This window comes from Rouxiella badensis, from assembly GCF_002093665.1.
Lineage (GTDB): Bacteria > Pseudomonadota > Gammaproteobacteria > Enterobacterales > Enterobacteriaceae > Rouxiella > Rouxiella badensis.
The window spans coordinates 38741-52396 of sequence record NZ_MRWE01000029.1 but is presented as its reverse complement, the minus strand read 5'-3'; the positions used below and the strand labels follow the sequence as shown (position 1 = coordinate 52396).

The following is a 13656-nucleotide window of genomic DNA, read 5'->3' as shown; positions in this document are numbered from 1 at the left end:
AAAAGAATCAAAACAGGATTGCAGACAATAGAAAGCCTGCCGTCCAGGCCTTATAACTGTCATTATTGAAAACGTTATCTAACGAATTAATGCAAACCCAATTATTTTATGTCGCGGCTTTATCGTTACAGCATGAAACAAGTGGGAATAAGGTTGAATGGAGAAACATGATGAAAAAATTACCCGTTGTAAAGATTGCTCTGGGTGCCCTGCTGTTCGGCCTGTTGCCAGCCACTATGCCTGCACACGCTGACGGTATCAGCATCAATGTTCCTGGCTTGTCTATCAGCATCGGCCAGCGTGATAACCGCGGTTATTACTGGGACGGTTATGATTGGCGTTCTCCGTACTGGTGGCAACACCGTAACGAATACTATGGTCACCGCAACGATCGCGGTTACTACTGGGACGGCGCTCGCTGGCGTGATGGCGGCTGGTGGAACCAGCACGGTCGCGGCCACGGCGGCCCGGGCCCTCGTCCTGAATTCCACGGCGGTCCTGACCACGGTCGCGGCGGTCCAGATCACGGCCATGACGGCGGCGGTCGCGGCGACCACGGTGGTGGCGATCACGGCCATGGTGGTGATCACGGCGGCGGCCAGCCTCGTCCTCCTATGGGCGGCCCAGGCGGCGACCACCATTAATCTCCCTGAACAAGGGGCACTGAAAAGTGCCCCTTTTTTTATCCGATCATTTTGGCTAAAAATGCTACTTTTTACCCAAAGGTTAAACCTTATTAATGCTTTAATAATTTTGTAAAAAATCAGAATTAGAGTCCCTCACTTTTATAAGCCCATAAAAATGAGGTAGAACATGAAGTTAAAGCTTGCCGTCGCTATTTCCCTACTCTGCACACCTGCCCTGAACGCCTATGCTTCCGATGTCACCATTACGACGCCGATACTCAGCTCGATGGATAACTTTCGTGATATTGCGGGCACCACCACGGCCTACAGCACCACTTACGGCGGCACCATGCGCAGCGGCGTCTTTTATCGTTCGAACGTCTTCACGCCGTCGGATGCCGATCTGGCTACTCTCGAAACGCTGGGCATCACCCATATTTACGACCTGCGCACCAGCAGCGAAATCGCCGCCACGCCGGATACTGTTCCGTCCAATATAACCTACACCAACATCAATATCCTTGGCGATAGCAGCTCGGCCGCGACGGCAAGCTCTTCCTCGACCTCTGCCGCCAGCCTGTTGACTAGCCTCGGCTCGGCCAGCGGAGCCGAACAATATATGGATGAAACTTATAAAGAGTTTGTTGATGACAAAAACGTCAGCAGCGAGTTTGGCGTGCTGCTCAATGACCTCGCCAGCACCAAAGGCGCGGCGCTGTTCCACTGCACGGCAGGCAAAGACCGCACCGGCTGGGCGACTGCCATATTGCAAAGCATTGCCGGCGTAAGCACCCGCGACATTTATCAAGATTATCTGGCGACCAACACCTATACCGCCGCCCGTATCAATGCGGAACTGGCCGCGATGCCCGCCGCCGAAGCCGCCATCTACGCGCCGCTTCTCACCGTAGAAGCCAGCTATCTCACCACGGCATTTGATGAAGTGATTGCAGAATACGGCTCAATGCAAAACTATTTGACCGAGGGCCTGGGTCTTTCGCAGGCCACGATTTATGTGCTGCGCGCCAAGATGGTGCTCTACTCAACGCTGCCGGGACAGGCGGGAATGCGTGGCAACGACGCCGAAGGTGCGGAGCTGCTTAACGAACTGCAAAACAGCAGTCTTTCTGGTGCTTACACTAACTATAACTACTATTTGCAGTCGGCAATCGATGCCGGAACGCTGGGCGGCGTGCAGTCGACCGTCGGCGGTCAGGTCTATGCCGATACTTCAGGCTACCTTCTTCGTCAAAACTCGCTGCTCGACGATGCGCTTGCGCCTTATACCGACAGTTCGCGCATGAAAGACGGCGAAAGCAACCTGTGGGCAACCGCGCTTTCCGGCTATCTCGGCACAGGAGGATCCGCACAGGCCTCCAGCAGCAACGAACACAGTACAGGCGTGATGATGGGGCTGGGTCAACGCTTCAACAGTCGCGTCAGCGGCTACGGTACCTTTGGCTATGACCGGGGATCGGTCGGCGCGGCGGGCGGTGAGGTGAAAACCAATCTAACCTTTGTGGGCGCGGGCGGACGACTGGCGTTCAACAACCTTGATGCCGGAGCCTTCTTAGCCGCGGACGTCAACGCCGGATGGGTCAATGACAACGGTAAACGCCAGCTGGGCGGCGGTCTGGGCACCGCATGGGGCGACACCGAAGGTCAGTTGGTCGGCGGCACGCTGCGTCTGGGCTATGCTAGTGACCTTGGGTGGGTCCGCGTGGAACCTTCCGTAGGAGGACGTGTGTCGTATCTCAAACTCGACGCCTTCCAGGAGCGCGGCAGCGAACTTGCGCTGGACATGAACCGCACAAGCGAAACCAGCACCCGCGGCGTCGCTAACCTCAAGTTCGCCTTCCGTCCTTCAGAGGCAGGCAACTGGGCTATCACCCCTGCGGTTAACCTCGGCTATGAGCACGACTTCAGTAATCCGACGGTCAGCAGCAGCGGTGAACTTTACGGCTACAGCGTGACACAGGATTCGTCTTATCACAGCCACAACTTCTACACTGCCGGATTGAACGTTATCGCCAGCCACGGCCCGGTCAGTCTTGGCGCACAGGTTGCCGCGCTGGGATCGGGCGACACCAAAGGGGTCAGCGGCAGTCTGAATCTCAGCTACATATTTTGATTATGGTTAAACAGCATGCAAAAAGGGGCACTTTTCAGTGCCCCTTTTTTAGTGTTTACCTGAATAATCGCCGCGCTACTTCAGCATGCCGATCAGCAAATAGAAGTTCAGACTCACTACCACCAGCACAATCACCCGCCCAGACCACTGCATCAGCCTTGAGTTGGTCATGTCTCCCATCAGCTCGCGATTGCCGGTAAAAGCCAGCAGCGGTAACAGCGCCAGCGCGATACCAAAACTCAGCAATACCTGACTCAAGACCAGAATCCTGGTCGCATCCATGCCAAGCAGAATCACGATAAACGATGGCGCCATGGTGACCGCGCGGCGCACCCACAGCGGAATGTAAAACTTCACGAAGCCCTGCATCACCACCTGCCCTGCCAGCGTACCGACGACCGTGGAGGACAACCCTGCAGCGACCAGACTCAGGCCAAACGTCGTTGCCGCCGCATGACCCAGCAGCGGCGTCAGCGTCAGGTAGGCTTCCTCCAGTTCGCTAATGCCCTTGTGACCACTAAAGTGGAAAGCCGCCGCTGCCGTCGCCATCATCGCCAGATTAACGAAACCGGCAATAGTCATGGCGATCGCCACGTCCAACTTAGTCGAAGAATAACGCTGCTCTTTCGAGTCTTTGGACGAACGCTGAGTCAGCGATGAGTGCAGATAAATTACGTGCGGCATAATGGTCGCGCCCAGTACCCCGGCAGCGAGGTAAACGGAATTACTGTCCGGCAGGCTCGGTGTCAGCATGCCCTTGCCGAGCGCCAGCATTTTAGGCTGCGAGAAGAACAGCTCGACGATATACGCCAGCGCCACAAACAGCAGCAGGCCGCCAATCATCAGCTCAAGCGGTTTTTGCCCGCGTTTTTGCAGGCCAAGAATAATAAAGGTCGCTATACCGGTGAGCACCGCCCCTTGCAGCAGGGAGACGCCTAAAAGCAGTTTGAAGCCGATTGCCGCACCGATAAACTCGGCCAAATCGGTAGCCATGGCGATAATTTCAGCCTGGACCCAATAGGCCCAGACCGCAGGACGTGGGAAGCGATCGCGAATGTGTTCTGCCAGGTTTTTACCGGTGGCAATACCCAGTTTGGCGGACATAAGCTGAATGAGCATAGCCATCACGTTTGCCCAGACAACAACCCAAAGCAGCTGGTAGCCGTAGGAGGCACCCGCCTGAATGTTGGTGGCGAAATTACCGGGATCGATGTAGCCAATGGCGGCGATGAAAGCAGGCCCCATTAACGAAAGCTTTATCTTCCTGGAAGAACGGCTGGAGGATTCAGCTCGGCTATTCAACATATCAGTTAACCCTTACAGTTTTTACGCTTTCTAATACTGATATAATAATCAATTGAGAATGATTATCAAGTGCATTTAGAAAGGTGTTGTTTATTGCTCTGACAGGAAGCAAGAAGCGTAAGAACCGGCAGGTTTTATGTGCTAGATGCCAAAAGACTCAATGATGGCTCGCTTTCCGAATACAGAATTTTTAGAATACTCTGGACTCAACCCCACGGAAACGCTGGGTGTATTACTGCCTGTATTAAAGCTAGCACAAAAAATCCAATAATGCGTAGTTTACTTAACATCTTGACTTTTCGTGTTATGTCGCTGGAAATGTTGCTTTTTTTTGGCTTAATTCCTATATTTGCAATACATATCACATTTTTTGTGTACGCGTTACATAAAATGACCGTCGAAATATTGCCTGCCTCAAATTTGGAGCAAACATGTCCCGAATACTGCACTTTGTTTTAGCGTTAGCCGTTGTCGCAGTACTGGCCTTACTGGTGAGCCGTGATCGCAAAAACATTCGTTTTCGCTTCATTGTTCAGCTATTGGTCATTGAAGTCTTATTAGCCTATTTCTTCCTTAATTCAGAAATTGGATTAGGTTTCGTAAAAGGCTTTTCAGACTTGTTTGAAACATTATTAAAATTCGCAGCAGAAGGGACGGGTTTCGTATTTGGAGGCATGAACGAAAAAGGATTGGCGTTCTTCTTCCTCAATGTGCTGTGCCCAATCGTGTTCATTTCGGCGCTGATTGGTATTTTGCAGCACGTGCGTATCCTGCCGGTGTTCATCCGCATCATCGGTACTATTTTGTCTAAAATCAACGGCATGGGAAAACTGGAATCCTTTAACGCCGTCAGCTCGCTTATCCTGGGGCAATCAGAAAACTTTATCGCGTATAAAGATATTCTGGGCAAAATGTCTGAAAAACGCATGTACACCATGGCAGCGACCGCCATGTCGACGGTTTCAATGTCGATCGTTGGCGCTTACATGACCATGCTGGAACCCAAGTACGTTGTTGCCGCGCTGATCCTCAATATGTTCAGCACCTTCATTGTACTGTCGCTAATCAACCCTTATAAGGTTGATGGCGAGGAAGATCTGCAGCTGACCAATACCCACGCAGGGCAGAGCTTTTTTGAAATGCTGGGTGAATACATTCTGGCAGGTTTCAAAGTAGCGATTATCGTTGCGGCGATGCTGATTGGCTTTATCGCGCTGATCTCCTGCCTCAATGCTCTGTTCAGCGCGGTGTTCCACATCAGCTTCCAGGGCGTGTTGGGTTACGTTTTCTATCCATTCGCATGGATTATGGGCGTGCCAAGCAGCGAAGCACTGCAGGTGGGAAGCATCATGGCGACCAAACTGGTTTCTAACGAGTTTGTTGCTATGCTCGATCTGCAGAAAGTCGCACACGACCTGTCGCCACGCGGTGTGGGTATCCTGTCGGTCTTCCTGGTGTCTTTTGCTAACTTCTCGTCAATCGGTATCGTGGCGGGGGCTATCAAAGGCCTGAACGAGCAACAGGGTAACGTGGTTTCACGCTTCGGCCTGAAGCTGCTGTACGGTTCAACGCTGGTGAGCGTACTGTCTGCATCTATCGCGGGTCTGGTACTGGCGTAACGTCGCAACAAAAGCGGTTTAAGAAGGCGCTTCGGCGCCTTTTTTTTGTGCCCGTCGTTCAGGCTACAAGGCGGGTTTTCTGGAAACAGAAAGCAAAAAACCCGCCGAAGCGGGTTCTTTTAATTTTGGTGGAGATAAGCGGGATCGAACCGCTGACCTCTTGCATGCCATGCAAGCGCTCTCCCAGCTGAGCTATACCCCCACGGGTGTTCTGATTTACTGTCTTATGCCTACATCTTGGGGAGATGTAAACGACCAACCTGCTCTGAGAAGAAGATTGGTGGAGATAAGCGGGATCGAACCGCTGACCTCTTGCATGCCATGCAAGCGCTCTCCCAGCTGAGCTATACCCCCACGGGTGTTCTGATTTACTGTCTTATGCCTACATCTTGGGGAGATGTAAACGACCAACCTGCTCTGAGAAGAAGATTGGTGGAGATAAGCGGGATCGAACCGCTGACCTCTTGCATGCCATGCAAGCGCTCTCCCAGCTGAGCTATACCCCCGTTCCAGACACATTAAATCTTGTGAACGGGGCGCATAATATGAAACCCCGCCAAGGCTGTCAACGGCTAAATGTGATTATGTAATCAAGCGCTGAAAAAGCCGCCAAATACCGGCCACGAAAGCGATTTTTAACCCTGAGCGGACACATTATGTTCGTTTCATGACCTTCTTATCTTCCCGTTGAAAAATAGGAAAAAGGCTGGGCCGCCGAGCGCGCGCGAAAAAATTTCCACAGGATTATTAATGCTTTCATTAACCAACCGTTAACAAGGTTAAAAACGCATCTTGTCCTCGGAGAATTCTCATAATAGACTTCTATTGCATTATCAGGTTTCTCTATCCTTAAGAATTTTTCTCTATAACCATTCTATTCGAGCAAACTCATGTCCTTGTATGCACCAAAAGAAATCGCTTCACTCGCCGTTGCGGCCGGAGTGAGCAAAAGCCGTGCGTCCGTCGCCAATTTATTAATCCTGGGTTTTCTTGCGGGTGCCTTTATTGCTATCGGCTTCCTGCTTGACCTGCATGTAGTAGGGACACTGCCTGCATCCTGGGGTTCTTTTGGCGGTCTGCTCGGCGCAGCGGTATTCCCGGTTGGGCTTATCCTGACCGTGCTGGCCGGCGGTGAACTGCTGACCGGTAATATGATGACCTTGCCAATGGCCTGGTTCGCCCGTCAAATCAGCCTGTTTGCCGTCGTGCGCAACTGGTTCTGGGTCACTATTGCCAACCTCATCGGCAGCATCGCGGTGGCCTACTTCTTTGGTCACGTGCTGGGCATGACGGAAGGCGTATTCCTGGCGAAAACCGTGGCGACTGCCCAGGCGAAGGTTAACGCAGACTTTATGCACTCCTTTATTTCCGGTATCGGCTGTAACTGGCTGGTATGTCTGGCGGTATGGCTGGCATTTGCCAGTAAAGAGATGGGCGGGAAAGTCATCGGAATGTGGTTCCCGGTAATGGCGTTCGTCGCTATCGGCTTCCAGCACGTCGTCGCCAACATGTTTATCATTCCGGCTGCCATCTTTGCGGGTGCGCTGAGCTGGTCGCAGTACTTCCCTAACTTCGTTGCCGTGTTCCTCGGTAACGCGGTCGGTGGCGCTGGCTTCGTAGGCCTGATGTACTATCTGGCGTATCGCCCAACGGCGGCGTCTGCCGAGTCGACCTCACAGTCTCGTTAATCCGTTTTAGCAGGCTATAGATAAAAGAAAGGCCAGTCGGAGCATCCGGCTGGCCTTTTTGTTATTCAACCCTCAGGTCTATTAACGCTTATTGCTGTGCTTCACGCTCGGCGATATAGGCCAGCGCTTGATCGATACGAGACAAAGTGCGGCTTTGACCAATAGCGTGCACGGTCACGTCCATGCCCGGAGACATGCCGGCACCGGTCACGGCAACGCGCAGTGGCATGCCCACTTTACCCATGCCAACGCCCAGCTCGTCGGCAGTGCCCTGAATGGCGTTGTGCACGTTCTCAGGCGTCCAGTCGGTGATGGCAGCCAGGTTGGCACGCACGGCTTCAAGCGGCTGACGCGCAACCGGACGCAGGTGTTTCTTCGCCGCTGCGTCGTCGAACTCACTGAAGTCCTGGTAGAAATAGTGGCAAGACTCGGCCATCTCTTTCAACGTTTTACAACGCTCACCCAGCAGTTTCACCAGCGCAGACAGCTCCGGGCCATTGCGGGTGTCGATGTTCTGCTGCTCGATGTGCCATTGCAGTTGCGTAGCCACATATTCTGGCGGCAGTGCGTTGATGTAATGGTGGTTCAGCCACAGCAGCTTTTCGGTATTAAAGGCGCTGGCAGACTTGCTGACGCTGTCCAGACTAAACAGCGCTTTCATTTCGTCAATGCTGAAGATTTCCTGATCGCCGTGAGACCAGCCCAGACGCACCAGATAGTTCAGCAGCGCTTCTGGCAGGTAGCCGTCGTCGCGATACTGCATCACGCCCACTGCGCCATGACGTTTTGACAACTTTTTACCGTCGTCGCCCAGAATCATGGAAACGTGCGCATAAACGGGTACCGGCGCACCCAGCGCTTTTAGAATGTTTATCTGACGTGGGGTATTATTGATATGGTCTTCACCACGAATAACGTGAGTGATTTCCATATCCCAGTCATCGACGACAACGCAGAAGTTATAGGTTGGGGCACCGTCGGTACGGCGGATGATCAGATCGTCAAGCTCAAGGTTGCTAAATTCGATCGGACCACGGATCTGGTCGTCGAAAATAACCGATCCTTCCTGCGGGTTGCGGAAACGCACAACGCAAGGCTCGTCTGCGGCGTGATGTTCATGACTGTCGCGGCAGCGCCCGTCGTAGCGAGGCTTCTCGTTGTTGGCCATTTGCTCTTCACGCAGCGCTTCCAGACGTTCTTTGGAGCAGTAGCATTTATAGGCCGTGCCATTTTCCAGCATTTCATCAATAACCGCATTGTAGCGATCGAAACGCTTGGTCTGGAAATATGGACCCTCATCCCAGTCCAGGTTCAGCCAGTTCATGCCATCCATAATCGCGTCAATGGCCGCCTGGGTTGAACGCTCCAGATCGGTATCCTCTATACGTAACACAAACTCGCCGCCCAGGTTACGAGCATAAAGCCAGGAGTAAAGTGCTGTACGAGCGCCGCCAACGTGCAGATAGCCAGTTGGGCTGGGAGCAAAACGGGTTTTGATTTTCATCAGGGAAGCAGCCTTAACTATGTTTCAAATAGATGTCGCGACTAAACGAGACTCTCATTTATACGACAACCAAAGTTGTTGATTAGAAAACTATGGTTGTAAAAGTGGCTGTCATTCTATCACTCTGCCTCGAATCCTCAACGTTGAACCCGGCAATTGAATGGGTAATTGAACGGATAGAGAAAGAAAAACGGTCATACCGCCCCTCTCTGCTTTATGTTTCAAGAAAAAATAGCGTTTCAGGAGGACGATTTCCTCAAAAAAGTGGATTCCACAAGGGGAGTTTCTTTAAAACAGAGCCTGGGGGTCTGGTAAAAAGCGGTTAACTCCCCAAAAACGTTAATGGCCTTTCGCAGGAAAAACGCTATTTTTAGCTCGTTGATGCATAAGAACTAGTCTGCACTGCATACTTTTTTGGCGTCTTGTCTAGTTTTGCGCCGAACAGTCATTTTTGTTTTTAAAAACCGTTGACTCAATTCGAACTATCCCTATAATGCGACTCCATCACGACGGGGGCGATTAGCTCAGTTGGTAGAGCATCTCCTTTACACGGAGGGGGTCGGCGGTTCGAGCCCGTCATCGCCCACCACTCTTTAAGAGTGACCGCGTTGTGATAAGCCATCTTATGATGGGCGATTAGCTCAGTTGGTAGAGCATCTCCTTTACACGGAGGGGGTCGGCGGTTCGAGCCCGTCATCGCCCACCACTCTTTAAGAGTGACCGCGTTGTGATAAGCCATCTTATGATGGGCGATTAGCTCAGTTGGTAGAGCATCTCCTTTACACGGAGGGGGTCGGCGGTTCGAGCCCGTCATCGCCCACCACTCTTTAAGAGTGACCGCGTTGTGATAAGCCATCTTATGATGGGCGATTAGCTCAGTTGGTAGAGCATCTCCTTTACACGGAGGGGGTCGGCGGTTCGAGCCCGTCATCGCCCACCACTCTTTAAGAGTGACCGCGTTGTGATAAGCCATCTTATGATGGGCGATTAGCTCAGTTGGTAGAGCATCTCCTTTACACGGAGGGGGTCGGCGGTTCGAGCCCGTCATCGCCCACCACTTTTGGCAAACTGAACAAGCAGTAAAGACAGTTACTAAACAGTGGGTCGTTAGCTCAGTTGGTAGAGCAGTTGACTTTTAATCAATTGGTCGCAGGTTCGAATCCCGCACGACCCACCACTTAGTAAGAAAAAAGCGCCTAACGGGCGTTTTTTGCGTTTTAGCGCCACTGAATAATTATACGTGTCGCCGCTCGTGTTTTAAGTGCTTTCCAGTGACACGAAGCGTGGCGTAGGCCGCGCCGCTCTGCGGTCCCTTCTCTTTGCTCGAAAGCCAAACGCGTCTTTCTCCCTCCGCTCAGCGCCGTCCTGGATCCGCCAATGTGAATCCGCCATAGAAAAGACATAAAATTTACCGTTGCTGATGCAGCAAAGAACAAACAAAAAAATCCCGCCGTTAGACCGAGCGTGGATTTGACCGCAAGGTTGCCGGTTTTTGTTTAGAAGCTGGTTGGCGGATTCGGCGCGGCGCGGGACCACGCCACGTGCGCAAGCATCTGGAACAAACTCATCGGCTGGCAAGACACATGCACCGATAACAAGGCGTGGGGTTCCAAGGGGCCTTGGCCTGGGAAGGCCCCTTGGCTGGTCTGGGCCAGCGCCCAGCGCGCAAGGCGCGTGCCCTTGACCTAAAAAACCCCCATTAGCGATTAAAGATCCACCACTATACCGCTTTACTAAACCGGTTTACTTTGTTATCAACCTAGTATCAGCCATTCATCCGGGGAAAGTAACATGAGCAAACGCGTGCTGTTGTTAGGTGAAAGCTGGGTCAGTTCGGCGACCCATTACAAAGGATTCGATCAGTTTGGCAGCGTGACATTTCATTTAGGTGCCGAACCACTGGTCAAAGCGCTCGAAAATACCGAATTTGAGCTCACCTATATGCCCGCCCATGAAGTCGTCGAGAAACTGCCGTTCGATCTCGAGGGACTAAAAGCCTTTGATGCGATTATTCTGTCAGATATTGGCGCTAATTCCCTGCTCCTGCCCCCAGCCGTGTGGATGCACAGCAGACCGATGCCCAATCGCCTCAAACTACTACGTCAGTGGACCGCAGAAGGCGGTGGCCTAATGATGATCGGCGGTTACTTCTCGTTTCAGGGGATCGACGGCAAGGCGCGCTGGCGCAATACGCCGGTCGAAGAAGCGTTGCCGGTCACCTGCCTGCCCTACGACGATCGTCTGGAGATCCCGGAAGGATTCTCGGCGAAGATCACTGCGCCAAAGGATCATCCTGTCCTGCAAGGCATCGACGGTAAATGGCCGCTGCTGCTCGGCGCTAATGAGGTTGTGCTCAAAGAAGGTGCTGAAGTGCTGGCTACCCTACCCGATGACGAAGGTGGGCACCCACTGCTCGTGAGCGGCACTTACGGCGAGGGCCGCTCACTGGTCTGGACCTCTGACATCGGCCCGCACTGGGTACCAGGTGAATTTATTCAGTGGCCGGGTTATGACCAGCTGTGGAAAAACTGTCTGGGCTGGCTTACCCGCCTCAAGTAACCCTCACAGTGAAGTAAGGGGGAAAGTCAGTTGATGAAAACGACTTTCCCCTGCAAAGCCGGATTATCGCTCTCATCTTTGAGATTCACTCCTGAAAGCTGACGGTGAAACGCCTGCTCCAATAACCACGCGAGTTTGAACGCAGCCTGCGGGTAGTCCAGCCCTTCGGGACGAACATTAGAGATGCAGTTTCTCTCCGACTCCCTCCGCCGCGTATGCGGTCCCCAGGTCATGTAAATACCCAGGCTGTCGGGCGACGACAGACCAGGACGTTCACCAATCAGAATCGCCACCGCCCTCGCCTTCATCACTTCCGCAATATCATCACCCAGCGCCACCCGTGACTGGTGCGCTAACACCACCGGCCCCAGGCTCAGCCCCAGCGGTGACAAATACGGTAACAGCGCTTTGATGAGGGGCACCGCCTGCCGATGTACCGCCTTAGACGACAGCCCATCGGCGACGACCAGCACCAGATCGGCGGGATTTTCCGGCAATGACTGCAAAAACTCGCGGCTGGCAGGCGAAAGCTTGCGGCCGAGATCGGGGCGACAAAGATAGGTGGTGCGATCCGACGCGGCGCTGTCGACACGTAATGTTTTAAGGCCCAACGCCTGCAATTCAGGCTCCAACTCCTCGCTGTTAAAAGGCTGATGCACAGCGTCACGCGCCTGCGCATGCGCCATGCCAAAACGCAGCACCTCATCGGTTGGCAGGCTCGCACCGGACCGCCCGAGCGCAATTCTTGCCGCCGTAAACTTGCGCAGCGCCTCCCAGGGATTCGGATGTACCAGCTGAAGCGCCTGTTTATCTTCTTTACTCATGGTCATCCTCCCAGCTGCGGCAGCTGGCTCAGCAATGGGTGCGATGCGCGGGTATCGCATAGCCTGCCGGCACCATCGATTATCTTCATTTTTTCCAGCCATACCGCGAATTCCGGGGCATGTTTAAGGCCTAGCAGTTCACGGATGTAGAGCGCATCGTGAAATGAGGTGCTCTGATAGTTGAGCATAATGTCGTCGGCGCCCGGCACGCCAATCAGAAAGGTTAATCCAGCGGTGCCAAGCAGAGTGAGCAGCGTGTCCATATCGTCCTGATCCGCTTCAGCATGGTTGGTATAGCACACGTCACAGCCAAGCGGTACGCCAAGCAGCTTGCCGCAGAAGTGGTCCTCCAGTCCGGCACGAATAATCTGCTTGCCGTCATAGAGATATTCTGGCCCGATAAAACCCACCACCGTGTTAACCAGCAGCGGTGAAAAGCGACGGGCAATGGCATAGGCGCGCGCCTCGCAGGTCTGCTGATCCACGCCAAAGTGCGCATTGGCCGACAGACAGCTGCCTTGCCCAGTCTCGAAGTACATCACGTTGTCGCCCAGCGTACCGCGTTTGAGGCTGAGCGCTGCCTGCTGGGCCTCTTCGAGTATGGCCAAATTGATGCCGAAGCCGCTGTTAGCCGCCTCGCTGCCCGCAATCGACTGGAATACCAAATCTACCGGTGCACCCCGCTCCACCAGCCTAATCGTGTTAGTGACGTGCGTGAGGATGCACGACTGAGTCGGGATCTCGAAACGACTAATGACGTCATCGAGCATGTAGTTGAGGTTCTCGAGCAGCGGCAGGCTGTCGCTGGCCGGATTAATGCCGATCACCGCATCGCCGGAGCCATAAAGCAGACCGTCGAGCATGCTGGCCGCGATGCCCTGTAAATTATCGGTCGGATGATTCGGTTGCAGGCGCACGCTCATGTGTCCCGGCAGGCCGATAGTATTGCGAAAACGGGTGATGACCCGACACTTTTTGGCGACCAGAATCAGGTCCTGATTGCGCATCAACTTGCTGACGGCGGCGGCCATTTCTGGCGTGATGCCTTTGGCAACCCGTGCCAGCACCACCGAGTCGGTCGTCTCACTCAGCAACCAGTCGCGAAAGTCGCCCACCGTCAGATGCGATATCTCGGCAAACGCGGCGGCGTCGTGGCTGTCGATGATTAGCCGCGTCACCTCATCGTCTTCGTAGGGAATCAGTACCTGCTGCAGAAATACTTTCAGCGGCAGCGCGGCCAGCGCCATTTTCGCCGCCATGCGCTCCTCGGCGCTTTCGGCGGCGACTTCGGCCAGATAGTCACCGGACCGCGCCGGTGAAGCCTTCGCCATCAGCTCACGCAAATCGCGGAACCGATAGCTTCGATGACTTAATGTCGTCTGGTACATAACACTCCCTGG

The 13656-nt window shown here is 53.6% G+C and carries 9 protein-coding genes and 9 tRNA genes; 11 read left to right on the top strand and 7 right to left on the bottom strand.

The window, feature by feature from the left end:
* Positions 1-170 precede the first annotated feature (170 nt).
* Together BS640_RS16335 and BS640_RS16330 are read left to right on the top strand one after the other, a co-directional pair.
* On the top strand, positions 171-644 hold the full coding sequence (locus tag BS640_RS16335; RefSeq protein ID WP_017490707.1) for a DUF2502 domain-containing protein: 474 nt from the start codon (positions 171-173) through the stop codon (positions 642-644).
* Between the two features lie 169 nt (positions 645-813).
* On the top strand, positions 814-2757 hold the full coding sequence (locus BS640_RS16330) for a tyrosine-protein phosphatase (RefSeq protein WP_084912933.1): 1944 nt from the start codon (positions 814-816) through the stop codon (positions 2755-2757).
* A 75-nt stretch (positions 2758-2832) separates the two neighbouring features.
* Here the strand turns inward: BS640_RS16330 and BS640_RS16325 are convergent, their stop codons facing one another.
* On the bottom strand, positions 2833-4062 hold the full coding sequence (locus BS640_RS16325; RefSeq protein ID WP_084912932.1) for an Nramp family divalent metal transporter: 1230 nt from the start codon (positions 4060-4062) through the stop codon (positions 2833-2835).
* A gap of 431 nt (positions 4063-4493) precedes the next feature.
* On the opposite strand from BS640_RS16325, the gene BS640_RS16320 reads away from it, so the two are divergent.
* Positions 4494-5681: a NupC/NupG family nucleoside CNT transporter gene (locus BS640_RS16320; protein ID WP_017490704.1), complete on the top strand. Its 1188-nt coding sequence runs from the start codon at positions 4494-4496 to the stop codon at positions 5679-5681.
* Positions 5682-5807: 126 nt separating this feature from the next.
* Here the strand turns inward: BS640_RS16320 and BS640_RS16315 are convergent.
* The 3 genes from BS640_RS16315 to BS640_RS16305 form a co-directional block, all read right to left on the bottom strand.
* Positions 5808-5883: transfer RNA gene (locus BS640_RS16315), tRNA-Ala, on the bottom strand.
* Between the two features lie 76 nt (positions 5884-5959).
* Positions 5960-6035: transfer RNA gene (locus tag BS640_RS16310), tRNA-Ala, on the bottom strand.
* Positions 6036-6111: 76 nt separating this feature from the next.
* A tRNA-Ala gene (locus tag BS640_RS16305) sits at positions 6112-6187 on the bottom strand.
* A 384-nt stretch (positions 6188-6571) separates the two neighbouring features.
* On the opposite strand from BS640_RS16305, the gene BS640_RS16300 reads away from it, so the two are divergent.
* Positions 6572-7369: a formate/nitrite transporter family protein gene (locus BS640_RS16300; protein ID WP_017490703.1), complete on the top strand. Its 798-nt coding sequence runs from the start codon at positions 6572-6574 to the stop codon at positions 7367-7369.
* An 88-nt stretch (positions 7370-7457) separates the two neighbouring features.
* Here the strand turns inward: BS640_RS16300 and gltX are convergent, their stop codons facing one another.
* Positions 7458-8873: a glutamate--tRNA ligase gene (gltX, locus tag BS640_RS16295; RefSeq protein WP_017490702.1), complete on the bottom strand. Its 1416-nt coding sequence runs from the start codon at positions 8871-8873 to the stop codon at positions 7458-7460.
* A 513-nt stretch (positions 8874-9386) separates the two neighbouring features.
* Between gltX and BS640_RS16290 the strand changes: the two genes are divergently transcribed.
* The 7 genes from BS640_RS16290 (at position 9387) to BS640_RS16260 (ending at position 11432) form a co-directional block, all read left to right on the top strand.
* Positions 9387-9462 (top strand) — tRNA-Val (locus BS640_RS16290).
* A 41-nt stretch (positions 9463-9503) separates the two neighbouring features.
* Positions 9504-9579 (top strand) — tRNA-Val (locus BS640_RS16285).
* A 41-nt stretch (positions 9580-9620) separates the two neighbouring features.
* Positions 9621-9696 (top strand) — tRNA-Val (locus BS640_RS16280).
* Positions 9697-9737: 41 nt separating this feature from the next.
* Positions 9738-9813: transfer RNA gene (locus tag BS640_RS16275), tRNA-Val, on the top strand.
* Positions 9814-9854: 41 nt separating this feature from the next.
* Positions 9855-9930: transfer RNA gene (locus BS640_RS16270), tRNA-Val, on the top strand.
* A 44-nt stretch (positions 9931-9974) separates the two neighbouring features.
* Positions 9975-10050, top strand: a tRNA-Lys gene (locus BS640_RS16265).
* A 614-nt stretch (positions 10051-10664) separates the two neighbouring features.
* Positions 10665-11432, top strand: a complete 768-nt coding sequence (locus BS640_RS16260) for a glutamine amidotransferase (RefSeq protein ID WP_084912931.1) — start codon at positions 10665-10667, stop codon at positions 11430-11432.
* A gap of 26 nt (positions 11433-11458) precedes the next feature.
* Here the strand turns inward: BS640_RS16260 and eutC are convergent, their stop codons facing one another.
* Complete coding sequence (gene eutC, locus BS640_RS16255; RefSeq protein ID WP_017490700.1) at positions 11459-12256, bottom strand: ethanolamine ammonia-lyase subunit EutC; 798 nt, start codon at positions 12254-12256, stop codon at positions 11459-11461.
* Between the two features lie 2 nt (positions 12257-12258).
* On the bottom strand, positions 12259-13644 hold the full coding sequence (locus BS640_RS16250) for an ethanolamine ammonia-lyase subunit EutB (RefSeq protein ID WP_084912930.1): 1386 nt from the start codon (positions 13642-13644) through the stop codon (positions 12259-12261).
* Between the last annotated feature and the right edge of the window lie 12 nt (positions 13645-13656).

What these genes read in the sequence shown, in the direction of transcription:
- BS640_RS16335 (WP_017490707.1), top strand. Translation starts at nt 171, where the DNA reads ATGAAAAAATTACCCGTTGTAAAGATTGCTCTGGGTGCCCTGCTGTTC.
- BS640_RS16330 (WP_084912933.1), top strand. Translation starts at nt 814, where the DNA reads ATGAAGTTAAAGCTTGCCGTCGCTATTTCCCTACTCTGCACACCTGCC.
- BS640_RS16325 (WP_084912932.1), bottom strand. Translation starts at nt 4,062, where the DNA reads ATGTTGAATAGCCGAGCTGAATCCTCCAGCCGTTCTTCCAGGAAGATA.
- BS640_RS16320 (WP_017490704.1), top strand. Translation starts at nt 4,494, where the DNA reads ATGTCCCGAATACTGCACTTTGTTTTAGCGTTAGCCGTTGTCGCAGTA.
- BS640_RS16300 (WP_017490703.1), top strand. Translation starts at nt 6,572, where the DNA reads ATGTCCTTGTATGCACCAAAAGAAATCGCTTCACTCGCCGTTGCGGCC.
- gltX (WP_017490702.1), bottom strand. Translation starts at nt 8,873, where the DNA reads ATGAAAATCAAAACCCGTTTTGCTCCCAGCCCAACTGGCTATCTGCAC.
- BS640_RS16260 (WP_084912931.1), top strand. Translation starts at nt 10,665, where the DNA reads ATGAGCAAACGCGTGCTGTTGTTAGGTGAAAGCTGGGTCAGTTCGGCG.
- eutC (WP_017490700.1), bottom strand. Translation starts at nt 12,256, where the DNA reads ATGAGTAAAGAAGATAAACAGGCGCTTCAGCTGGTACATCCGAATCCC.
- BS640_RS16250 (WP_084912930.1), bottom strand. Translation starts at nt 13,644, where the DNA reads ATGTACCAGACGACATTAAGTCATCGAAGCTATCGGTTCCGCGATTTG.